Here is a 24281-nt window from a genome sequence, read left to right on the forward strand (position 1 = left end):
GCCACCGCACTGACTCTACGGCTCAATACCCACGCACCGGGTCCACCACCCCGGCAATCGCCTCGCCCCGCTGCAGCGCCGCCATCTTGCGCGCGATCTGGGCAATGCTCTCCTCGCGCAGCGTGCGCGCCGAGGTGTGGGGGGTGATGGTGATGCGCGGGTGGTTCCAGAACGCGTGGCCCGCAGGCAGCGGCTCGGTGCGAAACACATCGAGCGTGGCGCCTGCCACATGGCTGCTGTCGATGGCGGCGAGCAAATCCTCGTCCACCAGGTGCGCGCCACGCGCCACGTTGATCACGTAAGCACCGGGCTGCAGGCGGGCGAGCGCATCCCTGTTGATCACGTTGGCCGTGTCGGGCGTGAGGGGCAGCAGGTTGACCAGCACCCGGCTGGCGGCCAGGAAATCATTGAATTGGTCTGCACCGGTGAAGGCCCGCACGCCCTCGATGGCCTTGGGGCTGCGGCTCCAGCCGTTGACCGGGAAGTCAAACTGCGCGAGCGCCTTGGCCACCCGCTCGCCCAGCACGCCCAGACCCATCACACCGATGGAGAAGTCGCTGCGCAGACGGGGCTTGCGGTAGCCCCAGCGGCCCTCCGCCATGTCGGCCTCGTAGCCATCGAACTCACGAAAGTGGCGAATGACCGCGTGGCTCACGTACTCGGCCATCTGCACGGCCATGCCCGCATCATCGAGCCGCACCACCAGCGCGCCGGATGGCAGGCGCAGCTTGAGCAGCGCATCCACACCCGCGCCGATGTTGAACAAGGCCTTGAGGCCCTGCTGCTCGTCCATGAACTGCTGGGGCGGCGCCCAGACCACGGCATAGTCGGCCTGCGGCGCGCCGGGCTGCCACACGGAAATATCAGCGCCGGGCAGCGCGGCGGCAAGGCCCTGCAGCCAGGGCTCGGCTTTGGTGTCGGTACAGCAAAAGGTGATTTTCACTACTTTGCAGTTCTCAAAAGAAATTCGATGTTTCGGGACCACTCAGTACATAACTTCCGAAAAGACCGGCTTCGATCAAATGCCAGCTGTAAATCCATGCGAGCGGAGAAGCCTGGTTGATCAGTCGTCTCGCGATATGCACCATTCGTCATGCGGTCACGCATCCAACCTTTTGCATTGCGCGGCACTTCAGCACCTACCAGGTCATCGCGATGTTGATACACAAAAGACCTCACTCCATCCAATGACTTTGCGGCTGCGATAAACCATGCTTCATATTCGCGATTTGCCAAAACGACCCCAACAGACCGATGAGGTACAACAGCGGCAGCACGTCGCGCTATATCGCCTCCTCGTAACACAGGGCAATCATCATCGGCATCCAAGAGTATCAATATCCAACCCATTTCTCCCGACTTAGCAGCTGCGAGTTGCAAATGCCGACTGAACTCTTCCTCCCTATTCAAAAACCGGTCCTTATAGACGCGGATGGGAGCCAGAACATCGACATAGACCTCGGGCGTTCGCCACTCTGCTATGCGTCGTAGGAGCACCGGTAAGGCAGCTACCTCCCCATCTCCCTCAACGATTGCCGATAGGGAAATCATGAAGAAATATTTCCAAAAAGATCTGTTTGGCGCTGCGCCTCTAAGAATGCGCGGTCGGGCGCCAATTGATTCAAACGCAGCAACTCTCCTGCCGAGAAAAGATGGTCCCGCATCACAGATTTAGATGCTTCATCAAGGGGGGCTATCCGTGTTTCCCCTCCCTCGGAGACAACTGCGAGCAATTGATCAGGCGAAATATTGGGCGAATCGAGAAGGTCTGGGCTATGGCTAGTAACAATAATCTGAGTTTTCTCAGCCGCTTTTGAAAGTGCTTCGCGCAACGCTGCACTGGCGGCGGGGTGCAGCGCAGTTTCTGGCTCCTCGATCCCAATTAACATGGGCGAGTAGTCTCTGTTACCCTGGAAAAGTGCCGTTAATACACCTAACGCACGCAACGTTCCATCGGACATATTTTGAGCGGGGAAGCGCCAGGGATGCTTAGAACCTGCCATATCTTGCCGAAACTCTAACGTTTCCAATGGCCCAATCTGTTTTCTCTCAACACCATGAACCATTGGGACCACTGTCTGCAGATAACGTTGAATTTCCTCCATCTGCTCCGGAGCGACACGTTCAAGATGACCGAGAACGCTCACAATATTCTCCCCTACGGGCTTGAGTAGCCTGCCATCTTGAGGCTTCTGCGGTTCACGCATTAGCTTGGGGTTTAAGTTGTAAAAACCCATAGAGGTAAGGGCATCAAAGACTGGTCGAAAGACAGCCATTCCGGAAACACTTACCAGCGCCAATCTGTCAGAAGTTATAGCTGGGAATGTGGCCTCACTGCTTGAATGAAGCACCCCACGCTCCACACGGAAATAAGGCCCTTTACCCTTAGCGTTCACTACGCACTCCTCAGCCTGCACCTCGTAACCGCGCCCGGGAAGCGCACCAACATTGAAGACGTAGTGCCCCGGCAGACCTCCCGCCAGAGTGAACTCAAGCCGGATACCAAAATTGGTTGGATGGCCACTTGAGCGCCTACGGACCTCAGTCAACCCCCCACGCTCATTCAGCGCATTGTCCAGCGACCCCGACAAAGCGTCGCGAACCAAATGAAGGGCATCCAGAAAGTTACTTTTCCCAGATCCGTTCGCGCCGACCAAATAGGTCAGAGCACCTAGGCGAACATCGCAGCTACCAATACTTTTGTAGTTTCTCAGCACTATCCGATGCAAAAAAATAGGAAACTTCATTGGAACCTCTCATGGTCACCCTTAAAGCAACACGGGGTTTTCTGTAAAGGAGCGAAGGCTTTGATAGGGTCTGGAGATGATTTCGGCATACCTCCATTCTGAATCAACCCTCAACACCCTCTCTACACCACCAGCTTGAGCAGCTCTGCCCCCTCGGTCACCTGGTCGCCTGGCGCGTACAGCAGCTCCTGCACCACGCCGTCGGCCGGGGCGGCGATGGTGTGCTCCATCTTCATGGCCTCCATCACCGCCAGTGGCTGCCCCTTGGCAACCTTGTCGCCCGCCTTCACGGCAAACGACACCACCTTGCCGGGCATGGGGGCCGTGAGGCGACCACCCTCGGCGGCCGCTTCACCCGAATGGGCCAGCAGGTCGATGGCCTTGATCTGCGTGGCACCCTGCGGGGTGAACACGTGGTCCACCTCACCTTGCGCGTACACGGCAGCGCGGGTGCGCCGGCCGGCAAACTGCAGCTCGATAGCACCCCGGGGCGCGGCGCCAAACACCAGCGGCCCTGCCACCGCCGCATCGCCCTCACCCACCGTCAAGTGCAGGCTGCCACCGCGCTCGTAAGTGAGCAGCGCCTTGGCGTGCTCACCGCCAAATTCAAATTCAAACCGGCGCTGCACCACGCCATGCGTGTGAAAGCCGTCGCGGCGGCTGAACGGGTCCACGCCCTCGCTCGTGCGCTCATTCAGCAAGGCCTGCGCCACGGCCGCCGCAGCGGCCAGGGGCAAGCCCACGGGCTCCTGGTGGAACAACACGGCCTGCTCGCGCGGGATCAGCACCGTGTCCAACTTGGCGCTGGCAAACGCATCGGTGCGTGCCACGCGGCGCAAAAACTGCACGTTGGTTGCCAGGCCCACGATGTGGGTCTGGGCCAGCGCCTCGTCCAGCCGCGCCAGCGCCTGTTCGCGCGTGTCGCCGTGCACGATGAGCTTGGCCACCATGGAGTCATAGAACGGGCTGATCGCATCGCCCTGTCGCACGCCGGAATCCACGCGCACCGCGCCTCTTTCAAACGTCACGCAATCGGGCAGCGCATACACATTGAGCGCACCGGTCGCGGGCAGGAAGTTGTTGTCGGGGTTCTCGGCACAGATGCGGGCCTCGATGGCGTGGCCTGTGATGCGCAGGTCTTGCTGCTGGAGCGGCAAGGGCTCGCCCGACGCTACACGCAGCTGCCACTCCACCAGGTCGAGGCCGGTGATCGCCTCGGTCACGGGGTGCTCCACCTGCAGGCGGGTGTTCATCTCCATGAAGTAGAACTTCATCTGCTCGGGGGCGTCGTAGCCGCCCGGCTGCTCCACGATGAACTCCACCGTGCCCGCGCCCACGTAGTTCACAGCCTTGGCGGCGGCCACAGCGGCCTCGCCCATGCGGGCGCGCAGCTCCGGCGTCATGCCGGGCGCAGGTGCTTCCTCCAGCACCTTCTGGTGGCGGCGCTGCACAGAGCAATCGCGCTCAAACAGGTACACCACGTCCCCGTGCGTATCGCCAAACACCTGGATCTCGATGTGGCGCGGGCGCTGCACGTACTTTTCGACCAGCACCGCGTCGTCACCAAAGCTGTTGATGGCCTCGCGCTTGCAGGAGTCGAGCGCCGCCGCAAAGTCCTCGGCTTTGTCCACGGCGCGCATGCCCTTGCCGCCACCGCCGGCGCTGGCCTTGATGAGCACGGGATAGCCAATACGGTCCGCCTCGCGTTGCAGCAGCGCCGGGTCCTGGTCAGCACCGTGGTAGCCGGGCACCAGGGGCACCTGTGCCTGCTCCATGAGGCGCTTGGACTCGGCCTTCAGCCCCATGGCATTGATGGCGCTGGCGGGGGGGCCAATGAAAACCAGGCCCGCGTCAGCACAGGCCTTTGCGAAGTCTTCGTTCTCGCTCAGAAAACCGTAGCCAGGGTGGATGGCCTGCGCGCCCGTGGCCTTGGCGGCCTCGAAGATGCGCTCCCAGCGCAGGTAGCTGTCCTTGGGGGCGCTGCCGCCAATGTGCACGGCCTCGTCGCAGACGGCGACATGCTTGGCTTGCGCATCGGCGTCGGAGTACACGGCGACGGTTTTCACGCCCAAGCGTTTGGCGGTGGCCGCGACACGGCAGGCAATCTCGCCTCGATTGGCAATCAGGATTTTGTTGAACATGTTTAGGCCACCTTGGCAGAACCAGAAAAGAAAGAAGAAAGGCGCCGCACCACGGCGCGCAGAAACTTGAACAGCACCACCAGCAGCAGCACCGACACGACCACCATCAGCACCAGCGCAATGCCGAAGGCCACCGGGTACTGCGTGGCCAGCCACACCACGGCGACTACCAGCCCGTCTTCAAAGAAAGACAGCCCCCAGTTGGAAAAAGGCTCGGGCGAGGTGTTCACGGCGGCGCGGGTGGTCATCTTCGTGGCCAAGGCCGTGGCAGAGAGCGAGCCGCCCAGCAGTCCCGCCACCACGGCCATGGTGGCGTTGTCGGCGCCAAACACGCCATAGGCCAAGGCGGCGCCCGCAGGCACGCGGATGAAGGCGTGGATGGCGTCCCAGGCGCTGTCCACCCAGGGCACCTTGTCGGCAAAAAACTCCACCATCAGCATGAAGCCGCTGACCATCAGCACCAGCGGGTGCTGCAGCATGGCCAGGCCGGGCGGCAGGGGCATCCAGCCCAGCACGCCCATCATGCCGACCAGGAACGCCACGGCATACAGCCGGAACCCGCTGGCCCAGCCCAGTGCGGCGGCCAGCGCCAGCAGGCTGGGCATGTCGAGCTTCGCAGTTGCTGTAGCTGCCGCGTCGCCCACGGCGCGCGCGGTACCGCCATCCACATGCAGTCCCAGCGTGTGGAGCCACTGCACGATGTTGAACCAGAGGGTGTCCATGGCCTGCAGTTACCGATCAGCCCAGCCAGTTGGGCTTGCGCTTGTTCAGAAAAGACTGCACACCTTCCTTGCCTTCGTCGCTGGCGCGGATGTCGGCAATGCCCTGCACCGTGGCAGCGATCAAGCCTGCGTTGATCTCACGCTCGGCCACATCGAGCACCAGTTTCTTGCACACCCGCACGGCGTTCGGGCTGGCGCTGGTCAGGGCTTTGAGCAGTTCATCGACCTTGGCATCCAGCTGATCGACAGCCACCACGGCGTGCACAAAACCGATGCGCAGCGCCTCGGCCGCATCAAAGCGCTCGGCCGTCAGGAAGTAGCGGTGCGCAGCGCGCGCGCCCATGGCTCGGATCACATAGGGGCAGATGGTGGCGGGGATAAGCCCCAGCTTCACCTCGCTCAGGCAAAAGCCCGCCGTGTCCACCGCCACCGCCATGTCGCACGCCGCCATCAGGCCCATACCACCTGCGTACACATCGCCCTGCACGCGGGCAATCGTGGGCTTGGGGCATTCGTAGATCACACGCAGCATCTCGGCCAGCTTGCCGGCGTCGGCGATGTTTTCATCGCGCGTGTAGTCGGCCATGCGGCGCATCCAGTTGAGGTTGGCACCGGCGCAAAAAGCAGGGCCTTCTGCGGCGAGCACCACGGCGCGCACATCGGCACGCCCCCCCACCTCGGTGAAGGCAGCGGTGATCTCGGCAATGACCTCATCGCTGAAGGCGTTGCGGATCTCAGGCTGCGTGAGCGTGATGCGCGCCACGGCGCCTTGGTAGGTGATTTGCAGGTTGCTGCTCATGGGGAGACTCCGGCCTGTTCGGCCTGCAGGAAATAGACAAGGTCCAGCTCAGGACAGGGCTGGCCCAGGGCGGTCAGCGCGGCGGTGATCTGGCCCCGATGGTGGGTGCCGTGGTTGAACACATGCGCCAGCGTTGCAGCAAAGGGCAGCGACGCGGCCGTGCCGCGCATGGTGGTGTAGTCCAGCGTGCCACTCCAACGGTCTTGCGAGAAAGAGGCGATCAGCGGTGCCCATCGGGCTGCGCCTTCGAGCAAGCGCAGTGCCAGTGCCTTCCGGTCTGCCTCCACTTCAGCATCCAGCGCCACCCGGGGCGATGTACCTTCCGAAAATCGCACAAACCACAGCAGATGCTCACCCACCAGCAGATGGTTGAGCGTGCCGTGAATGCTGCGAAAAAACAGCGCGACATCGCGGCGATAGTCCGCTTCAGGCAAGGCCGCCACGGCATCGAGCAAGCGGGCGGTGGCCCACTGGTTGTAGCGGGCCAGCTGGCTGAAATGGGCTGTGGGGTTCATGGTGCCTTTCGAGCGCCCAGCACCCGGCTCCAGAAAGATTGCAGGGCTGCCTGAGATTCGGTTCGTGCCTGTGGGTTGCCCCCCTGGTGTACCCCTTGGACGGACGTTCCGTTGGGTACATCCCCCCGCAGGCGCACGGGGTCTTTGCCATCAAAGCCGTGGTAGCTGCCCTCGTACACATGCACCGTTACATCACTGCCCGCGCGGGCCTTGAGGGTGGTGGCCCAGTCCACGCAGGGTTGGGCCGGGGTCCAGTCGTCCAGCGCACCGAGCTGCATCAGCAGCGGCACGCTGTCTGCCACGGCCTGGTGTTTGAGCAGGGGCCCGCAGCCTGGGTAAAACACCGCCGCACCGGCCAACGCGGGCTCACCTTCTTGGGGGTGGGTGTGCCGCTGCACGAGCAGGTTCAAGGTGGTGGTGCCGCCGTTGGACCAGCCCATCACGCCGATGCGCTGGGCATCCACACCCGGCTGCGCCGCCAGCCACACCAGGGCGGCGCGAGCGTCCTGCACCCGTTCGTTCACGTTCAAGGTCCGGTCGCTGTAGCGGGTCTGGCATACATCGCGCAAACCGCGCGATCCAAAGCTGTCGGGCATCAGCACCGCATAGCTTGCGGCGTGCAAAGTATCAGCCGTCTCCCGGTAGCGCGAGGACAGCGCCCCACCCTTGGCGTACAAGCCTCCGCAGCCATGCAGTGCGAGCACCGCAGGTTGGGCAGAGGGCTGAGCCTGTGCGGCAGACTGCGGCGCTGGCAGCCAGTGGGCGCGCAGCACCGTGCCGGACGGCAATGGCAGCTCCACGCGCTGCATGGGGCTTGCCACGGCAGCAAGGCAGGCACCAGTCCAGGCCATCAGGACAAGGGATTTTCGAGAGTAAAAAAGCTTGAAGCGCATGCTGACGCCTTTAGTGGGGGGCCACAGGAGCAAACCCATTCGCATCCAGAAACTCGGACACGGCAGGCTGCCACACTTGCGGGAAGCGGGTGAAAAGGGAATGCCCATCTTCGCCATGCGGCGGGAACTGCACAAAGCTCGCCTTGCCCCCTGCCTTGGTGAATGCGGCATGCCACTGGCGCGGCAGTTGGGCGCCAAAGTACATGTCGTTCTCGGTGTAGACCCACAGCATGGGCACCTTGGCCTGCGCGCCATACGCCTGAAAGGTGCGCTCCAGCGCGGGCTGAGAGCAGGGGTTCTGCGGTCGGCCCTTGGGGTCGCCACCGCTGCCGCCCGCAAAATTGATGGCGGCCACCACGCCGGGCGGGTTTATCGCGGCCAGCGCCACCGTACCCCCGCCACCAAACGACTGCCCTATCACCAGCACCTTGTCGGGCGCCACATCAGGCCGCTGGCGCACCGCGCTCAGTGCGGCCAGCATTTGCACGGCAGCGGCGTCGAACCCTGGCGGGTAGTTGCGGTTGTTGCACGCCCCCGTGTCCTCCACGTCCTCGCCACCGCTCACGCCATAGCCCACACGGGTGGGCACGGCCACCACAAAGCCACGGCGCAGCAAGTAGCGCGATGCATCGGTATAGCGCGCGCGGCCCAGGCTAGCCCGGCCTTGCGCATCGGGCGCGCGGCCATGGTTGACGAGTGCAATCGGGGAGGGCTGGGGGTTGGTGTCGTCGGACCAGACCGTGACACGGATGGTGTGGGCCACCGGTTTGCCCCAGGCGTTTTTCACCTGCACGGGCACATCGATCTGCTCTTCCACCACCCGGGCGTGCGTGGCACCAGCCAGCGCCGCCAGTGCCAACCCCACAGCCCATCCATAAGACACGCGCATGTTTCCAGGCCCCTTTACATGCGGAACAGGCCGAACTTGGTGTCTTCGATGGGTGCATTGCGCGTGGCGGCCAGCCCCAGCGCCAGCACACGGCGGGTGTCGGCCGGGTCGATCACTCCGTCGTCCCACAGGCGGGCCGTGGCGTAGTAGGGATGACCCTGGTCTTCGTATTGACGGCGGATGGGGGCCTTGAAGGCCTCTTCCTCCTCCACGCTCCACTGGCCGCCTTTGCCTTCGATGCCGTCGCGCTTCACCGTGGCCAGCACACCAGCGGCCTGCTCGCCGCCCATCACGCTGATGCGCGCGTTGGGCCACATCCACAGGAAGCGGGGCGAGTACGCGCGGCCGCACATGCCATAGTTGCCCGCGCCAAAGCTGCCGCCGATGATGATGGTGAACTTGGGCACGCTGGCCGTGGCCACGGCCGTCACCATCTTGGCGCCGTTGCGGGCGATGCCTTCGTTCTCGTACTTGCGGCCCACCATGAAGCCGGTGATGTTCTGCAAGAACACCAGCGGGATCTTGCGCTGGCAGCACAGCTCGATGAAGTGCGCGCCCTTGAGAGCCGACTCGCTGAACAGGATGCCGTTGTTGGCGATGATGCCGACCATCATCCCCTCGATGCGCGCAAAGCCCGTGACCAGCGTGGTGCCGTAGCGGGCCTTGAACTCGTCAAACTCGCTGCCATCGACGATGCGGGCAATGATCTCGCGCACGTCAAAGGGCTTGCGCGTGTCCACCGGGATCACGCCATACAGCTCATCAGCTACAAACTTAGGAGCTACTGGCGCTTGATCTGCGTGCGCTAGAGGCTTATTTTTATTCAAATTGCGCACTGCATTGCGTGCCAGTTGCAGCGCGTGCAAGTCGTTCTGCGCCAGGTGGTCGGCCACACCCGACAGGCGGGTGTGCACGTCACCGCCGCCCAGGTCTTCGGCCGTCACGACCTCGCCCGTCGCGGCCTTGACCAGCGGCGGGCCACCCAAAAAGATGGTGCCCTGGTTCTTGACGATGATGGACTCGTCGCTCATGGCTGGCACGTAGGCGCCGCCCGCCGTGCACGACCCCATGACCACCGCGATCTGCGAGATGCCCATGGCGCTCATGTTGGCCTGGTTGAAGAAGATGCGGCCGAAGTGGTCGCGGTCGGGGAAGACTTCGTCCTGATTGGGCAAGTTGGCGCCGCCGGAGTCCACCAGGTAGATGCAGGGCAGGTGGTTCTGCTGCGCCACCTCTTGCGCACGCAGGTGCTTCTTGACGGTGAGCGGGTAGTAGGTGCCGCCCTTCACCGTGGCGTCGTTGCACACGATCATGCAGTCCACGCCGCTCACGCGGCCAATGCCCGCAATGAGCCCCGCGCTGGGCGCATCGTTGTTGTACATGTTGAGCGCGGCCAACGGCGCCAGCTCCAGAAACGGCGTGCCCGGGTCCAGCAGCATCTGCACACGTTCGCGCGGCAGCAGCTTGCCGCGCGCGGTGTGCTTGGCGCGGGCGGCTTCACCGCCGCCCTGGGCGACCTTGTCGAGCTGGGCGCGCAGGTCGTCGACCAGCGTGCGCATGGCCGCGGCATTGGCCAGGAAGTCCGCCGAGCGGGCGTTGAGTTGGGTGTCGAGAATGGTCATGCTGTGTTGCTTCTTTGTTTCATGCCGTTTGGGATTCGACCAACCCAAGCTGGTCCTTCATCTCGTCGCGGATCTTGAACTTCTGGATCTTGCCCGTCACCGTCATCGGGAAGCTGGTGACGAAGCGGATGTAGCGTGGCACCTTGTAGTGCGCGATCTGGCCCTTGCAGAAGGCGCGGATGTCGTCTTCTGTTGGCTGCGTGCCGGGCTTGGCGATGATCCAGGCGCAGAGTTCTTCGCCGTACTTCTGGTCGGGCACGCCCACCACCTGCACGTCCTGCACCTGGGGGTGGCGGTACAAAAACTCTTCGATCTCGCGCGGGTAAATGTTTTCGCCGCCACGGATCACCATGTCCTTGATGCGGCCGACGATGTTCACATAGCCCTCGGCATCCATGGTGGCCAGGTCGCCGGTGTGCATCCAGCCGCCGTCGTCGATGGCCTCGCGGGTCTTGGCCTCATCGCCCCAGTAGCCGTGCATGACGGAATAGCCTTTGGTGCAGAACTCGCCGCGCTGGCCGATGGGCACGATGGCGCCCGTGTCAGGGTCCACGATCTTCACCTCCAGGTGAGGCTGCACCTGGCCCACGGTGGAGACGCGCTTATCCAGCGGCGTGTCGGTGCTGCTTTGGCAGCTCACGGGGCTGGTCTCGGTCATGCCGTAGGCGATGGTGATCTGCGAGAGGTGCATCTGCTCCACCACACGCTTCATCACCTCGGTGGGGCACGGCGATCCGGCCATGATGCCGGTGCGCAGGGTGCTGAGGTTGAACTCGGCAAAACGCGGGTGGTCCAGCTCAGCGATGAACATGGTGGGCACGCCGTGCAGGCCGGTGCAGCGCTCGTCCTGCACCGTCTGCAGCACGGTCAGCGGGTCAAACCCGTCGTTGGGGTAGACGATGGTCGAGCCGTGCGTCAAGCAGGCCAGGTTGCCCAGCACCATGCCAAAGCAGTGGTACAGCGGCACGGGGATGCACAGGCGGTCGTCGGGCGTGAGCTTCATGCATTCGCCGATGAAGAAGCCGTTGTTCAGGATGTTGCGGTGCGTGAGCGTGGCCCCCTTGGGGAAGCCCGTGGTGCCGCTGGTGAACTGGATGTTGATGGGGTCGGTGGCCTTGAGCGTGGCGGCGATCTGCGCCAGGCGCGGGTCGGCCGCGTTGCCGCGCGCCAGCAGGTCGGTAAAACGCAGCAGGCCGGGCTCGTCGGCGCCCTGCTCCGCCTCCCCTACGCCGGGTGCATCAATCCACACCACGGTGTTCAGGTGGGGCAGCTTCACGGAGCCCAGCTGGCCCGGCTGCTGGTGGTGCCATTCGGGCGCCAGCTCGCGCAGCATGCCCAGGTAGTCGCTGGTCTTGAAGCGGGCCATGGTCACCAGCAGCTTGCAGCCCACCTTGTTGAGCGCGTATTCCACCTCAGACGTGCGGTAGGCCGGGTTGATGTTGACCAGCACCAGGCCCACCTGCGCGGTGGCCAGCTGCATCAGCACCCATTCGGCATTGTTGTGCGACCAGATGCCTACGCGGTCGCCAGGGGTGAGCCCCATGCCCAGCAGCGCGCTGGCCAAGCGGTGGGCTTCAGCCTGCAACTGAGCGTAGGTGTAGCGGCGGCCCTGGTGCACGCTGACCAGTGCCTCGCGCTCCGGCTGGCGGGCCACCATGTCGGCAAAAAAGGCGCCGATGGTCTGCTCGATCAGGGGCACATTGGTGGCACCACGGGCGTAGCTGTCTGCCAGCGGTGCGGATTGTGTTGCGGCTGCACTCGTCACGGGTTTGTCTCCTCTGTCATCCGGCCCAAGCCTCAAGAACACGCGGGCGGGCGATTCGCAAGCATAGGCAAGCATAGAAGCCCACGCCCCGGCCAGGTTGCCACAATGGTTGCAAATCGTGCCACGGCTGGCACACTCTGCGGCGTGAAACCGACCCACCATCCCAGCAACCGATTGGCGCCACCCGCCGCAGTCCCCACCGCTACGCCCATCGCACCTGCGGCAACGCCTATCGCATTCGTGCGCGCCATTGTTCTGGCGTACGAGCGGCGCAGCCTGAGCCCCGCGCGCGCCCTGGCCCAGGCACAGATTGCGCCGCAACTGCTGCAGGACGACAGCGCCCGCATCACTGCCTGGCAGATGGAGCAGATCTCCGACGCCGCCATGCAGGAGCTGGACGACGAAGCCCTGGGCTGGTTCAGCCGCCGCCTGCCCTGGGGCAGCTACGGCATGCTGGCGCGCGCCAGCATCAGCTCGCCCACACTGCAGGTGGCCCTGGCCCGCTGGTGCCGCCACCATGGTCTGCTGGCGGACGACATTGCGCTGCACCTCACCACCCAGGGCGACACCGCCACCCTGGCCATCACCGAGGCCCGCGACCTGGGTGCGCTGCGCGAGTTCTGTCTGGTGTCGGTACTGCGCAATGCCCATGGCCTGGCTTGCTGGATGGTGGACTCGCGCATCCCCCTCATCGCCGCCGAATTTGCGTTTGACGCACCGCCGCACGCCGATGCCTATGCCGTGTTATTCCGTGGCCCCGCCACCTTCCACGCGCCGCGCACCGCCCTGCACTTTGACGCCCGCTACCTGCACCTGCCCCTGCGCCGCGACGAACAGGCCCTGCGCCAGATGCTGCAGCACGCCCTGCCCCTGACCGTGCTGCACTACCGCCGCGACCGCCTGCTGGTGCAGCGCGTGCGCCAGTTGCTGGCCACCCCCCTGCCTGGCCAGCCCGCCCACGCCCTGCCCCAGCACAGCGCCGAATCCCTGGCCGCGCTGTTGCACGTATCGCCCCGCACGCTGCACCGGCAGCTGAAGGAAGAAGGCGCCACGCTGCAGGGCCTGAAAGACGAAGTGCGCCGCACACGCGCGGTGGAGCTGCTGCACCGCACGCAACGTCCCATCAAGCAGGTGGCGGAGGCGGCGGGGTTTGTGAATGAGAAGAGTTTTATCCGGGCGTTCCGGGGGTGGACGGGGCAGTCGCCAGCGGAGTTTCGGAGGACCAGGGAGACAATTCTTAGATGACTGATTCTCGCAATCATCACTACATACCGCAGGGCTACTTGCGCGGCTTCGGCTGGAAGCGCGGCAAGCACCACATGGTGATAGTCCACGATTTCAATGACAAAAAAACTTACGAAACCAATACGCGCAACGTCTGCGCTCAGCGCGATTTCATGCGATTCGAATTCAACGATCGAGCACCTGACTGGCTCGAGATCGAATTTGGAAAACTCGAATCGAGGTCTGTGACAGCAATACGCGAAGTTGTGTCTTCAGGGATATTTGACGGCGAGAACAAGGACTACATACTCAACCTGATGGCACTGCTCGCAGTGCGCTCGCCTGAGCAACGGGAAAACATGCGGGAGTTTCAAGCGCGCGTGACACAGCGCATGATGGACTTGGTGCTCGCGAAGAAAGAGTACTGGGAATCTCAAATGGAGGAGATGAAAGAAAGAACTGGCAAGTCGTCCCTAGTGACCTATGAGGAAGCAAAAGACTTCCACATGCGAGGCGAATACAAAATCGAGGTGGCGCGCGAACGCCATATTCAAACGGAGATCGGTCTGCATCACACAGTGTTGCAATTGCTTGGCCGGCGGAAGTGGACCCTGTACATCGTGTCCGGAGACTATGGCGAATTCATTACTACGAATCGACCTGTCGTTATTGCTTACATCAATCCCGAAAACGTGCCAATACTCCTGAGACACAGCCCAGGCTTTGGCCTCAAAAACACTGAAATTTATTTTCCACTGACAAGCCGCGCACTCCTAATAGGTCGTTGGACTGGGAACGAGGCGACAGTCAACCCAGCAAATCAGTCGTTCATAGGGGTGATGAACAACCAAATGATTCAGCACTCAAACGGTTTGGCTATTTCTTCATGCCGCACAGTGCTCTACCACGACCCACTACTTCGCCTTAGATACGATGACCAATTGATCAACAGATTCACAACTCCCCCAAGTGCGGAGGAGTTAGCAGAATTCAAAGCCAGTCACGGAATCGCCGACATCTCAGAAGCTAGTCAGGAAGATTGATCTAAGCCAGCTAAAAACTCAACCTATCTGTCTACTGATCACGCTGAAACTAGACAACGACGTCACTCCGCAGCCCCCATGCTCCACCTACACCACTGCGTCAGCGCCCGCTCCTTCCGCCCCCTGTGGATGCTCGAGGAGCTGCAACTGCCCTACCAGCTCCACATGCTCCCCTTCCCGCCCCGTGCCAAGGCCCGGTGGTTCCTCGACGAGAACCCGCTGGGCACGGTGCCCCTGCTGGTGCAAGGCGATGTGCGCATGACCGAATCGGCCGCCATGTGCCAGTACCTGGCCACCACGCACCCTGACGCGGGGCTGGATGTGGCGGCCACACACCCGGCCTATGGTGCTTATCTGAACTGGCTGCACATGAGCGATGCGACGCTGACGTTTCCGCAGACGCTGGTGCTGCGCTATGGGCGTTTTGAGCCCGCAGAGCGCAAGCAGCCGCAGGTGGTGGAGGACTACACGCGCTGGTTTCTGGCACGGCTAAGGGCGGTGGAAGCTACCGTGGCGCACAGCGACTACCTGTGTGCGGGCCGCTTCACGGCGGCCGATGTGGCGGTGGGGTATGCGCTGCTGTTGGCGCAGCACCTGGGACTGATGGAGCAGTTTGGCCCGGCCACGCAGGCCTATTGGCAGCGGCTGCAGGCGCGGCCTGGCTACCAGCGGGCCATGGCTGCGCAAACGCGTGCGGCAGAAGGACAAGACGTGCCAACCACCCCGGCCCCCGACACACGGCCTTGAACGGCCGTGGGTGCGACTGCGGGTTCTTTGTGCCCCCCGCGCCTTTACCTTCTTGGCGGCTCCCAGCCAGTTCGGTCCAGGCAGAGTGGTCTACCGCTCAATCCTGCGCCTGCAGCCGTGCAGGTGGTGCAGGTGGTGCAGCCGCTCCCTTCAGCGACCGCACCAGCGCCTGAAACTCTGGCGAATGGCGCAGCACGCTGCCCCCGGCTTCGATGAGCCCCGTGACTTCGTCGGGTGCAATCGAGAACGCCGTGGGCACTTGCAGCAGCCTGCGGCGGGCCACGGCGTCTGGGGCGTCGCGCAGGTTGACGGGGATGACGTGGACCTCGGCATCGTCGGCAAACGCATCAAAGCCGCCGCGTGCGCCCTCGGCCAGGGATTTGCGCCAGCGCTGGGTGATGTCGCGCAGAAACTCCTGCGTCTCGCGGGTGGAGCGCGAACCAGCGCCAAACAGCAGCGTGTCCACCACCTGCGCAATGTTGGGCACGGTGTCCTGCGCATCGATGTGGTACGAGGGGTCGCGCTCGGCATTCACGGTGATCAGCACCAGCTTGCGGATGCTGCGCGGGGGGATGCCGACCTCGCTGAAGGTCTCGCGCAGGCCGCCACCGGCCATGGCACGGTCAAGCAAGCGCTGCACGCCCAGGTTGTCGGCCAGCCCGCCATCGACCAGGTGGATGTAGGGCCTGCGCTCTGCGTCCTGGTAGCTCACCTCGTGTGCACGGTACAAGCGTGCCCGGTAGTCGTTGGCAGCAGCGCGCTCAGCGGCGACGGTGGTGGTGCGTTGGCGCTCGGGGCATTGATCGGCGTAGTTGCGCAGGGTGACGGGGCTGAGCAACAAGGGCACGGCCGAGGAAGCCGCCACCGCAAACGACAAGGGCACTTTGCGCAGGTCGGAGCAGATTAACGCAAACTGCTCCCAGGTGAACTCAAACCCCGTGCCCAGCGACATGTCGGTGGCGGTGATGAAGAGCTGCGGGTGGCGTGGGCGCTTTTCCACATCGCCAAAGGTGCGCCCTTCGTACAGCTCGTCCAGGCGGCGGGCCAGCAAGTGGGTGCGCCCCAGCCAGGGCGAGGTGAGGTCGATCAGGTTGCCGGGCCGCAGGGCCTGGGTGATGAGGCTGTTCTGAAAGTTCTGGCGCAAAAAGTCTTGCTCAAAGCGCGGCAGCCCCTCGATGCCGTGCGCAGCAAAGTAGGCGGCCACAATGCTGCCGCCCGACACGCCACTGACCACATCCGTCGCATCCAGCAGCGTGGTGGGCTGGCCGTCCCATTCAAAGCGGGTTTGCTGCATCTCCGTCAGCACCCCAAAGCCAAACGCCGCAGCGCGCGCGCCGCCGCCCGACAAGGTCACGGCCACCAGGATGGAGGGGTCGCGCTCGGACTTGCGCAGGGGCACGCTCTGGTCCTCTGCTGGCAAAGGCTCGTTGACCCAGGGCCGCACGGATGAGCAGGCACTCAAAAGCCCCAGTCCCACGATGAGCGCTGAGTGGGCCATCCAACGCCGCAGGGGGCTCAGGCGCTGGTGGGTGTTTGTGTGAAGAGGCACGTTGGCAACCCGGTGAAACATGGAACGGCTGCGCTCAGCAGCCCAGCAATGCAGGCAGATCGGCCATGCTGCGAAAGACCTGCACGGCCCCTGCTGCGCGCAGTGCGGCGCCGTCGTCCAGCGGGGCGTAGGCAAACACGGTGGCACCGGCGGCCACACCGGCCGTGACACCGGTCACGGTGTCTTCCACCACGGCACAGCGCTGCGGCGGGGTTTGCAAAGCGGCGGCAGCGGCCAGGTACACATCGGGGGCGGGCTTGGTGGCGGGCATTTCGTGGCCGCTGAAAATGCGGCCGTCAAAAAATGGGGTGAGCCCCACCTTGGCCAGTTGCATCTCGACCTTGAGCCGATCGGCCCCCGAGGCACAGGCGATGCGCCCGCTGTGGTGGGCGTGCACCCGCTCGATGGTGGGGTGGATGTGCTCGATGGCCGTGAGGCGGGCCTCCAACTCGGCGTTGCGCCGCGCATAGAACACGGCCATCCAGGCGTCCGTCAGCGGCTGGCCGGTGTGCAGCTCGATGCGGGCCGCCTCGCTGCGCACCGTCTTACCGATGAAGATGTCCATGCATTCCTGCGCACCGATGGCCCAACCGGCCTCGTTGAGCATGGCGCACAGCACGCCGTTGGTGATGGGTTCGCTGTCGACCAGCACGCCATCGCAGTCAAACAATACCGCGTCAAATTGCATCATCCGTTCACACTCGCTTGTACCCGTGGGGGATTCCCGTCTGGAGGGGGTTTTCAGTTTGGGGGGTTGCCTGCAGGCTCTGCCATCCGCTCACACAGGCCCGTGGCTTGCGCGGCCTCGCGGCGCGCCAGCTCGCGAACACCGGACACCTCAGGAGCTTGCAGGGCCGACCCGGGAGGGCCGCACCAGCGCATGGCCCAGTATGCACCGGGCTTGGCGCGGCGCAGGATGTCGGCACGGGTCTCTTGCGCCTGGCCGGTGTCACCCAGCCGCTGCATGACGGCCCACCGGTCCAGCTGCCACAGCGCATCACGCCGGGGCGACGCCGCATTGCGGGCGGACTGCAGCCAGGCCTGCCAGTGGGAGCGCAAGCTGGCAGAGTCTTGGCGGGCCATGGCCGACCACACCAGTGTCTCCAGCGCCCGATCTTGCAGGTGCACCCAGCTGGCGGTGACCGGTGCAGGCACCTGCGCCAGCACCTGCTGGGTGAGGGGCACAGCACGGTCGGTAGCCCCTTGGTCCATCAGCAGCCAGGCCAGGTCCAGCTGCGCATCGGCACGGCCCACGCGCGCAGCCAAGGCGCCGCGGCTGCGGTCGCCTTCGGCGGGGGTGGGCCAGGCATCCACATTGCGCTGCAGCAGGCGCTGGGCTTCTTGCTTTGCCTCTTGGGCATCACCCTCCCCAGCCTGCTGCATGCGCCAGCGCGACAAGGCGGAGCGCGCCGTGGCCGCGCTGTAGAACGAGGGCGAGAGGCCAGAGCGTGTGGCAACGGGTGGGCCAGCGGGTGGCCGGGCATCAGCCGCCTCCCACAGGGCCAGCGCGCGTTGCATGCGCTCGATGGATTCGTTCAGCGAGGCAGCGCTGTGGGCCAACGAGGACTCGGCCCGGGCCTGCAACAGGCGCAGCGACGCATCGGCGTCCGCAGGCATCTCGGCCAGCAGGCGCAGCCCCCAGGCGCGGGACTCTTGCGGGTCTTCCGTCGCCTGTAGCAGCCCCAGCAAGGTGCGCGCCCGCAGCGGGTTGCTGGCAGGCAATGGCTCGGCCAGTGCCCAGGCCTGTTGGTAACGGTCCAGCGCGGCCTGGGTGTCTTCCAGCTCCAGGGCGTCGTCTGCGGCCTCCACGTACAGCGGCAAGCGCTGGGACTCGGGCAGGGTGTCGGCTTTTTCGAGGCGGCGCGTCCATTCCTCAGGGGTGACAAAACCGCTGGCAGGTGCGCTGTAGGTGGGTGGGGATTTCTCATCGACCACATCGGGCAGGTACTGGGGCGCCGAGCGCGCCGCCATGAACAAGGGCCCGGCCCCAGTGGCCCACAACGCCGCTGCGGGCAAAGCAAGGCAAGCCAGATACAGCGCCAAACCTGCCAGGGTGCCAAGCAACCCGAGGCGCGTGCCCTGCAGCTCGGGCAGCAGGGCACGCACAGCGCCCAGGCGCTGTGCGAAGGACCAGCGAGCAAACTGCGGCTGCTGCAGAGCGGTGAACACCCGGGTCGCCGCCTCGGCCTCGGTCAAGGCCTTCCCCGCTGCGGGGCGTGGCACCTGGCGGTCCACACGCATCAGCCGCCAGTGGTGGGACAAGCCCAGGGCCAGCAGCCCCGCCAGGGCCAGCGTGATGGCATCGTGCAGCAACCAGCCCAGGGCCCCCAATGCCACCATGCCTGCGAGCACAAAGACAAAGCGCAGTACCGGCCAGCGCACGAACAGCAGCGACTCCACCACGCGCCCGCCGTCCAGCGGATGCACGGGCAGCAGGTTCAGGTAATTGACGATGAGGCACATCAGGACAAAGTCTTGCACCCACTCTGACGGCGCCAGCCAGCCCTTGGTCAATGCGCCCATCAGCCCCATGGCCAGCAACAGCCCTGGCACCGGCCCGGCCAGGTACACCGCCAGCTTGTTCCAGGTGGACGCGCTGGGTTTGTGGCCCAGGGCCACACCGCCGAGCCCCGGGATGAACAGCACCGAGAGGTTGCGGTAGCCCAGCGTGCGCATGGCCAGCCAATGCCCGCCCTCGTGCAAACCGATGACCACGAGCAGCACCAGGGCGCTGCGCCAGCTCATCAACACGCCCCCCACCAGCACAAACAGGGCGGCCGTGGCGCCCAGTGCCAGCCACTTGCGCCGCGGGCGGGCGGCAACCTCGGCCTGGTGCGACTGGTGTTGAGCAAAGGCCTGCAGGTCTGCATGCAATGCTGCGTTCACGCCCGCTGGCGAGACGGCGTCGGACAAAGGAGCCGAGGTTGCAAAGGAAGCGGCAGGCACTGGCGAGCGCGCCATCACCTGGGCGGCGCGGCGCATGCCACGCACCAGCGTGGGCGCCTGCCGCAGCGCGGCCCATCCGCGCATGCGCCACAGCGGCAAAGTGGGTGCGGCGGTTTCGCTGAGCGGCGATGCAGCCACCTGCGTCGAGATCGGCGTCGAGATGGGCTCCGGGATGGGTGCGAGGTAGCCACGGGCCTGCCCCTCGGGCAGCATGCCTTGCAGCAAGCCCAGGCACACCTCGCGCACCGCAGCCACATCGGTCACCGGCTGTCGGCCTGCAGCGCAGGCAGCGTCTACGCGGCGCTGGTGCCCGGCCCAGGCCTGTGGCACCGATGGCAGGTAGTCGTCGTGCACCTGCCAGGTGGCAGGCCACCACAGCAAGAAGTGGCGAAAGCAATGCACCGTCAGGTCATGCGGCCCGGCATCGGCCCACACGGTGGCCCACTGGAACGTGCAGGCGCGCCCGGCCTCGGGCAAGGTGGAGGGGGACACCTGCAACTGCGTGCGCCCGTCGGCCGACACATACACATCGCTGTACACCCAGGGCATGCCCGCAATGCAGGCCGTGGGGCTGCACTGCAGGCTGTAGCCGTAGGTGAACCCCATGGCCATCACATCGATAGCTGCGGCATCGAGAATGCCCCGGTGCGGCGCAGGCACGGCGGCGCGGTCCAGCACCTGCACGGCCACGGGCTGCAGCCGCAACTGCGCGAGGCTGCGGGCCATGGCCAGCCACATCCACAGGGGCAAGGCCACGGCAAGCAAGGCCGCCGCAGCGGCCACGGTCATCCAATGGTTCATTCCATCCCTCTCACGTTGTCTGGGCGCACCGGTGTTTCCCGGCGTCACCATGCGGGCTGTGCAGCCCCATCCTGATCACCAAGCGCTCAGCGGTGATCCCCGTCCACATAAAACCACCGCCCGCCTTCGCGCACAAAGCGGCTGCGTTCGTGCAGGCGCACGGCGCGGCCGCCCAGGCGGTGGCGGGCGACGAATTCGACTTCAGCGTGGTCGGCGTCTTGCACCCAGTGGCCGCGCACTTCCAGGCCCAGCCACTGGGTGGCCGGGTCAAAGTCGAGCGATTCGGGGCGGTGGCTGGGGTGCCAGGTGGCCTGCAGGTAGTCGGCACGCTCACGCACAAAGGCGGTGTAGCGCGATCGCATGAGGTGCTCGGCATCGGGGGCCGCCGCAGTGTCCCAGTGGTCCAGGTAGCGGCCACAGCAATCGGCATACGCCACGGGCTGGGCTTTGGCGCCCGTGCCTTGCTGGCGGCCACAGGGGCAGGCCGCCGTGGCAGGGGCCGCTTTCTTGGGGTTCAACGCAAGGCCCCAAACACCTTTTGCAGGATGGCGCTGCCCGCGCCTGCGGGGTTCTGGCGGATCTTGCGCTCTTCCTCGCCGATCATGAAGAACAGGCCGTCCAGCGTTTTGCCGGTGACGTAGGTGGCCAGGTTGGACTCTTCGGGCTTGAGCAGGCCAAAGCTGGCGGCCTTGCCCGCAAAGGCGTTGTACTTCTGGGTCAGGCCCACCTTCTCGGTGGCCTGGTTCACCACGGGCAAAAAGCGCTCGGCCAGCGGGGCGCGGGTCTTGGTGACGAAGAACTGGGTGACGGAGGTATCGCCGCCCGCCAGGATGTTCTTGGCGTCGGTCACGCTCATGGACTGCACGGCACCCACCAGCAGATCCTTGCCCATGGGCACGGCGGCCTCGGCTGCGCGGTTGATGGAGGTGACCAGTTCATCAATGCGCTTGCCCTGGCCCATGGACTTCATGACCTTGGCCGCGTCTTGCAAGTAGCCCGGCAGGCCGATGCGCACCTGCGGGTTGCCCAAAAACCCGTCGGTGCGCCCGAGCAAGGACACCGCTGCCTGTGCGCCTTGCGCCAGTGCGGCCTTGAGGCCGCTGGAGGCATCGGCATTGGTCAAATCGCCCAGAGACAGGGCCCAGGCACGGGAATCAATGGCCAACAACAGGGCACCCAGCGCCCCTGCGCTGGCTTGGTGGAAATGGCGGCGCTGCATGGTGGGGGTCTTTCAGTGGAGGTGGACAACACACTGGCGGCGCGGAGGGCGCCAGTGCGGCAAACAGGGCTGATTTTCGCCGAGAGGAGCCAGGCCCTAGACTGGCATCGCCAGACAAGGTGCAACAAGGAGTAGTGCAATGTGGCAAATGAGCGTGCCGTGGTGGGAGTTTGTCGTGCGGGGCATGGTGGTGTATGTGTTCCTGCTGGTGTTTTTGCGGCTGACGGGCAAACGCCAAACCGGGCAGTACGCGCCCTTTGACCTGGTGCTGCTGCTGGTGCTGTCCAACGCGGTGCAGAACTCGATGAACGCGGGCGATAACTCGCTGGTGGGCGGGCTGATCTCGGCCCTGACACTGATCGGCTGCCATGTGGTGCTGGCGCAGCTGACCTTTCGCTCGCCCTGGCTGGCCCGGTGGGTGGACGGCACGCCCCAGGTGCTGGTGGACAAGGGGCAGGTGAACAAGCGGCTGATGCGCGAGGAGCTGATCACCGCCGACGACCTGGGCGCCGCCTTGCGCGCCAGCGGCTGCCTGGCATTGCACGAGGTGGAGCGCGCCACCATCGAGACCAACGGCCAGATAACGGTGGTGCTGAAGCCGCGCAGCACACCCTGAATCTTTAAACCAAAATGGCCGCTAGCGCTTATTCAACAAGCGCTAGAAGCTATAAAATCAATAGCAATCACTCTGCAAAGGGTGGACCTCAGGCCAGCGCACGCTGGATGAGGATCTTCTGCACGTCGCTCGTGCCTTCGTAGATCTGGCACACGCGCACGTCGCGGTAGATGCGCTCCACCGGGAAGTCGTTCACCACGCCATAGCCGCCCAGCGTCTGGATGGCAGCGCTGCACACGCGCTCGGCCATCTCGCTGGCAAACAGCTTGGCCATGGCGGCTTCCTTCAGGCAAGGCTTGCCCGCATCGCGCAGCGCGGCGGCGTGCCAGATGAGCTGGCGCGCGGCCTCGATCTGCGTGGCGCACTCGGCCAGGCGAAAGCCCACCGCCTGGTGGTTGAAGATAGCGGTGCCAAAGCTTTCGCGCTCTTTGGAATACGCCAGCGCCACGTCGAACGCGCTGCGCGCCATGCCCACGCTTTGCGCGGCGATGCCGATGCGGCCGCCTTCGAGCGCGCCGAGCGCAATCTTGTAGCCCTCGCCCTCGGCACCGATCAGGTTCTCGGCCGGGATGCGGCAGTTGTCGAAGTTGATCTGCGCCGTGTCGCTGCTGTGCTGGCCCAGCTTGTCTTCCAGCCGCGCCACCACATAGCCTGGGTTGCTGGTGGGCACGAGGAAGGCGCTCATGCCCTTCTTGCCCGCGCCCTTGTCGGTAACGGCGATGACGATGGCCACGTGGCCGTTCTTGCCGCTGGTGATGAACTGCTTGACGCCATTGATGACGTATTCATCGCCCTGCTTCACTGCCGTGGTGCGCAGCGCAGATGCGTCCGAGCCCACATGCGGCTCGGTCAGGCAAAACGCGCCCAGCATCTCGCCACGCGCCAGCGGCGTGAGCCAGTCGCGCTTTTGCTGCGCGTTGCCGTAGCGCATGAGGATGGCGTTGACGGGGCAGTTGGTCACGCTGATGGCGGTGCTAGTGCCGCCGTCACCGGCAGCGATTTCTTCGAGCACCAGCGCGAGCGTGAGGTAGTCGAGGTTCGCGCCGCCAAACTCTTCGGGCACGCAAATACCGTAGGCGCCGAGGGCGGCCAGGCCCTGGTGGGCTTCTTTGGGGAAGTGGTGCTCCTTGTCCCAGCGGGCGGCGTGGGGCCACAGCTCGGTTTGGGCAAAGTCGCGCACAGCGTCGCGGATCATTTCCTGGTCTTGGGTGAGCAGCATGGTGGTTTGTCTCCAGAGTTTTTATATGTGATGAGGGGGTTGCGGCGGCGGCCTACCAGTGGCTGGCACGGCGGCCGTCGTGGTGCAGCAGCCGCCCTTTGTCGGCAGGCATGACGCTGGCCAGCGTGTTGCGCAAGCCACGCACGCTGTCCTCCACCGACAGCGGCGCGGTGCCGCCGCCCATGTCGGTCTGCACCCAGCCGGGGTCGATGGTGACCAGCGTGGCGCCGGGGTAGTTGTGCTGGGCGGAAGCCACGGCCATGTTCAGCGCCGCCTTGCTGGTACGGTACAGCCATGACTCGCTGTTGGGCACGCTGCCGATCTGCGACATGGAAGACGACAGGAACGCGAACACACCGCCCGCATCCGCGACCAAAGGTGCCACCTGCGGGATGGCCTGCATGGCGCCCAGCACGTTGGTGCGCATGACGGCATCAAAGTCTTGCTGGGTGGGCGGGGTGAGCGCGTTGGGGCGGCGGATCACGCCCGCCACGTACAGCGCCAAGTCGAGCTTTTCGCCGTCCAGCTGCCAGGCCAGGCCGCTGACGCTGGCGGGGTTCGACACATCCACCGTGAGCACGTCAGCGCCCAGGGCCTGCACGCGCTCGCGCCCGGCGTCGTCGCGCACGGTGGCAATCACGCGGCGGCCCGCTTCGGTGTACTGGCGCACCAGCTCCAGGCCAATGCCACGGGAGGCGCCGATGATGAGGATGGATTTCATGGATAAATTGGAATGAAATGAGGCTCTAGCGCTGATTCATCAAGCGCAAGCAGCTACAAATATAGGAGCATTTGCAACCACGCCATCGCATGGGGACACAGTT

Annotated in this window: 22 protein-coding genes; 4 read left to right on the forward strand and 18 right to left on the reverse strand. The window is 64.7% G+C overall.

The features are described 5' to 3' along the window. Positions 1-22: 22 nt before the first annotated feature. From CLU86_RS14320 to CLU86_RS14370, 11 genes are all read right to left on the reverse strand, one after another. On the reverse strand, positions 23-943 hold the full coding sequence (locus CLU86_RS14320) for a glyoxylate/hydroxypyruvate reductase A (RefSeq protein WP_099742073.1): 921 nt from the start codon (positions 941-943) through the stop codon (positions 23-25). Then, positions 943-1551: a DUF4276 family protein gene (locus CLU86_RS14325; RefSeq protein WP_099742074.1), complete on the reverse strand. Its 609-nt coding sequence runs from the start codon at positions 1549-1551 to the stop codon at positions 943-945. The genes CLU86_RS14320 and CLU86_RS14325 overlap by 1 nt, the downstream gene beginning before the upstream one ends. Next, a complete protein-coding gene (locus CLU86_RS14330) occupies positions 1548-2747 on the reverse strand; it encodes an AAA family ATPase (RefSeq protein ID WP_099742075.1) in 1200 nt (399 codons plus the stop codon). The genes CLU86_RS14325 and CLU86_RS14330 overlap by 4 nt, the downstream gene beginning before the upstream one ends. Positions 2748-2869: 122 nt before the next feature. Next, positions 2870-4888 carry an acetyl/propionyl/methylcrotonyl-CoA carboxylase subunit alpha gene (locus tag CLU86_RS14335; protein WP_099742076.1) on the reverse strand — a complete coding sequence of 673 codons (2019 nt, stop codon included), beginning with the start codon at positions 4886-4888 and terminating at the stop codon, positions 2870-2872. Between the two features lie 2 nt (positions 4889-4890). After that, complete coding sequence (locus tag CLU86_RS14340) at positions 4891-5610, reverse strand: DUF4126 domain-containing protein (protein ID WP_099742077.1); 720 nt, start codon at positions 5608-5610, stop codon at positions 4891-4893. 16 nt (positions 5611-5626) lie between these two features. Next, complete coding sequence (locus CLU86_RS14345) at positions 5627-6409, reverse strand: enoyl-CoA hydratase/isomerase family protein (protein ID WP_099742078.1); 783 nt, start codon at positions 6407-6409, stop codon at positions 5627-5629. Further along, the gene (locus CLU86_RS14350; protein ID WP_099742079.1) at positions 6406-6924 is read right to left on the reverse strand and encodes a DinB family protein; all 519 of its coding nucleotides are present in this window, start codon (positions 6922-6924) and stop codon (positions 6406-6408) included. Before CLU86_RS14350 ends, CLU86_RS14345 begins: the two co-directional genes overlap by 4 nt. Further along, the gene (locus tag CLU86_RS14355) at positions 6921-7817 is read right to left on the reverse strand and encodes a dienelactone hydrolase family protein (protein WP_158236334.1); all 897 of its coding nucleotides are present in this window, start codon (positions 7815-7817) and stop codon (positions 6921-6923) included. The genes CLU86_RS14350 and CLU86_RS14355 overlap by 4 nt, the downstream gene beginning before the upstream one ends. Before the next feature lie 10 nt (positions 7818-7827). Beyond that, a complete protein-coding gene (locus CLU86_RS14360) occupies positions 7828-8706 on the reverse strand; it encodes a dienelactone hydrolase family protein (protein WP_099742081.1) in 879 nt (292 codons plus the stop codon). 14 nt (positions 8707-8720) lie between these two features. Continuing rightward, positions 8721-10328, reverse strand: a complete 1608-nt coding sequence (locus CLU86_RS14365) for a carboxyl transferase domain-containing protein (RefSeq protein ID WP_099742082.1) — start codon at positions 10326-10328, stop codon at positions 8721-8723. A gap of 19 nt (positions 10329-10347) precedes the next feature. After that, a complete protein-coding gene (locus tag CLU86_RS14370) occupies positions 10348-12093 on the reverse strand; it encodes an AMP-binding protein (protein WP_099742083.1) in 1746 nt (581 codons plus the stop codon). Between the two features lie 105 nt (positions 12094-12198). Between CLU86_RS14370 and CLU86_RS14375 the strand changes: the two genes are divergently transcribed. From CLU86_RS14375 to CLU86_RS14385, 3 genes are all read left to right on the forward strand, one after another. Continuing rightward, positions 12199-13338 (forward strand): AraC family transcriptional regulator, encoded by a 1140-nt coding sequence (locus tag CLU86_RS14375; RefSeq protein WP_233195020.1) that lies wholly within the window; start codon positions 12199-12201, stop codon positions 13336-13338. Beyond that, positions 13335-14360, forward strand: a complete 1026-nt coding sequence (locus CLU86_RS14380; RefSeq protein WP_099742085.1) for a DUF4238 domain-containing protein — start codon at positions 13335-13337, stop codon at positions 14358-14360. Before CLU86_RS14375 ends, CLU86_RS14380 begins: the two co-directional genes overlap by 4 nt. Before the next feature lie 78 nt (positions 14361-14438). Further along, positions 14439-15107, forward strand: coding sequence for a glutathione S-transferase family protein (locus CLU86_RS14385; RefSeq protein WP_099742086.1), 669 nt, complete (start codon positions 14439-14441; stop codon positions 15105-15107). Between the two features lie 97 nt (positions 15108-15204). On the opposite strand, the gene CLU86_RS14390 is transcribed toward CLU86_RS14385, so the two are convergent. The 5 genes from CLU86_RS14390 to CLU86_RS14410 form a co-directional block, all read right to left on the reverse strand. Continuing rightward, complete coding sequence (locus tag CLU86_RS14390) at positions 15205-16656, reverse strand: patatin-like phospholipase family protein (RefSeq protein WP_233195021.1); 1452 nt, start codon at positions 16654-16656, stop codon at positions 15205-15207. Between the two features lie 34 nt (positions 16657-16690). Further along, positions 16691-17344 carry an HAD family phosphatase gene (locus CLU86_RS14395; RefSeq protein ID WP_099743584.1) on the reverse strand — a complete coding sequence of 218 codons (654 nt, stop codon included), beginning with the start codon at positions 17342-17344 and terminating at the stop codon, positions 16691-16693. A 53-nt stretch (positions 17345-17397) separates the two neighbouring features. Beyond that, the gene (locus CLU86_RS14400) at positions 17398-20403 is read right to left on the reverse strand and encodes a site-2 protease family protein (RefSeq protein WP_143226711.1); all 3006 of its coding nucleotides are present in this window, start codon (positions 20401-20403) and stop codon (positions 17398-17400) included. Between the two features lie 86 nt (positions 20404-20489). After that, positions 20490-20921 carry a YchJ family protein gene (locus tag CLU86_RS14405; protein WP_099742088.1) on the reverse strand — a complete coding sequence of 144 codons (432 nt, stop codon included), beginning with the start codon at positions 20919-20921 and terminating at the stop codon, positions 20490-20492. Beyond that, positions 20918-21622 (reverse strand): DUF4197 domain-containing protein, encoded by a 705-nt coding sequence (locus tag CLU86_RS14410; RefSeq protein ID WP_099742089.1) that lies wholly within the window; start codon positions 21620-21622, stop codon positions 20918-20920. Before CLU86_RS14410 ends, CLU86_RS14405 begins: the two co-directional genes overlap by 4 nt. A 139-nt stretch (positions 21623-21761) precedes the next feature. Here CLU86_RS14410 and CLU86_RS14415 point away from each other — a divergent pair, with 139 nt between their 5' ends. Next, a complete protein-coding gene (locus CLU86_RS14415) occupies positions 21762-22238 on the forward strand; it encodes a DUF421 domain-containing protein (protein WP_099742090.1) in 477 nt (158 codons plus the stop codon). An 88-nt stretch (positions 22239-22326) separates the two neighbouring features. Here CLU86_RS14415 and CLU86_RS14420 read toward each other — a convergent pair whose 3' ends face one another. Continuing rightward, positions 22327-23457, reverse strand: a complete 1131-nt coding sequence (locus CLU86_RS14420; protein WP_099742091.1) for an acyl-CoA dehydrogenase family protein — start codon at positions 23455-23457, stop codon at positions 22327-22329. Positions 23458-23509: 52 nt separating this feature from the next. Next, positions 23510-24178: an SDR family oxidoreductase gene (locus tag CLU86_RS14425; protein WP_099742092.1), complete on the reverse strand. Its 669-nt coding sequence runs from the start codon at positions 24176-24178 to the stop codon at positions 23510-23512. Positions 24179-24281 lie beyond the last annotated feature (103 nt).

The sequence above is a fragment of the Acidovorax sp. 62 genome, assembly GCF_002754495.1.
Lineage (GTDB): Bacteria > Pseudomonadota > Gammaproteobacteria > Burkholderiales > Burkholderiaceae_C > Acidovorax.

Excerpts from the sequence above, each read along its gene's own strand:
- CLU86_RS14325 (WP_099742074.1), bottom strand. The coding sequence starts at position 1,551 with ATGATTTCCCTATCGGCAATCGTTGAGGGAGATGGGGAGGTAGCTGCC.
- CLU86_RS14330 (WP_099742075.1), bottom strand. The coding sequence starts at position 2,747 with ATGAAGTTTCCTATTTTTTTGCATCGGATAGTGCTGAGAAACTACAAA.
- CLU86_RS14335 (WP_099742076.1), bottom strand. The coding sequence starts at position 4,888 with ATGTTCAACAAAATCCTGATTGCCAATCGAGGCGAGATTGCCTGCCGT.
- CLU86_RS14340 (WP_099742077.1), bottom strand. The coding sequence starts at position 5,610 with ATGGACACCCTCTGGTTCAACATCGTGCAGTGGCTCCACACGCTGGGA.
- CLU86_RS14345 (WP_099742078.1), bottom strand. The coding sequence starts at position 6,409 with ATGAGCAGCAACCTGCAAATCACCTACCAAGGCGCCGTGGCGCGCATC.
- CLU86_RS14350 (WP_099742079.1), bottom strand. The coding sequence starts at position 6,924 with ATGAACCCCACAGCCCATTTCAGCCAGCTGGCCCGCTACAACCAGTGG.
- CLU86_RS14355 (WP_158236334.1), bottom strand. The coding sequence starts at position 7,817 with ATGCGCTTCAAGCTTTTTTACTCTCGAAAATCCCTTGTCCTGATGGCC.
- CLU86_RS14360 (WP_099742081.1), bottom strand. The coding sequence starts at position 8,706 with ATGCGCGTGTCTTATGGATGGGCTGTGGGGTTGGCACTGGCGGCGCTG.
- CLU86_RS14365 (WP_099742082.1), bottom strand. The coding sequence starts at position 10,328 with ATGACCATTCTCGACACCCAACTCAACGCCCGCTCGGCGGACTTCCTG.
- CLU86_RS14375 (WP_233195020.1), top strand. The coding sequence starts at position 12,199 with ATGGTTGCAAATCGTGCCACGGCTGGCACACTCTGCGGCGTGAAACCG.
- CLU86_RS14380 (WP_099742085.1), top strand. The coding sequence starts at position 13,335 with ATGACTGATTCTCGCAATCATCACTACATACCGCAGGGCTACTTGCGC.
- CLU86_RS14385 (WP_099742086.1), top strand. The coding sequence starts at position 14,439 with ATGCTCCACCTACACCACTGCGTCAGCGCCCGCTCCTTCCGCCCCCTG.
- CLU86_RS14395 (WP_099743584.1), bottom strand. The coding sequence starts at position 17,344 with ATGCAATTTGACGCGGTATTGTTTGACTGCGATGGCGTGCTGGTCGAC.
- CLU86_RS14400 (WP_143226711.1), bottom strand. The coding sequence starts at position 20,403 with ATGAACCATTGGATGACCGTGGCCGCTGCGGCGGCCTTGCTTGCCGTG.
- CLU86_RS14410 (WP_099742089.1), bottom strand. The coding sequence starts at position 21,622 with ATGCAGCGCCGCCATTTCCACCAAGCCAGCGCAGGGGCGCTGGGTGCC.
- CLU86_RS14415 (WP_099742090.1), top strand. The coding sequence starts at position 21,762 with ATGTGGCAAATGAGCGTGCCGTGGTGGGAGTTTGTCGTGCGGGGCATG.
- CLU86_RS14420 (WP_099742091.1), bottom strand. The coding sequence starts at position 23,457 with ATGCTGCTCACCCAAGACCAGGAAATGATCCGCGACGCTGTGCGCGAC.
- CLU86_RS14425 (WP_099742092.1), bottom strand. The coding sequence starts at position 24,178 with ATGAAATCCATCCTCATCATCGGCGCCTCCCGTGGCATTGGCCTGGAG.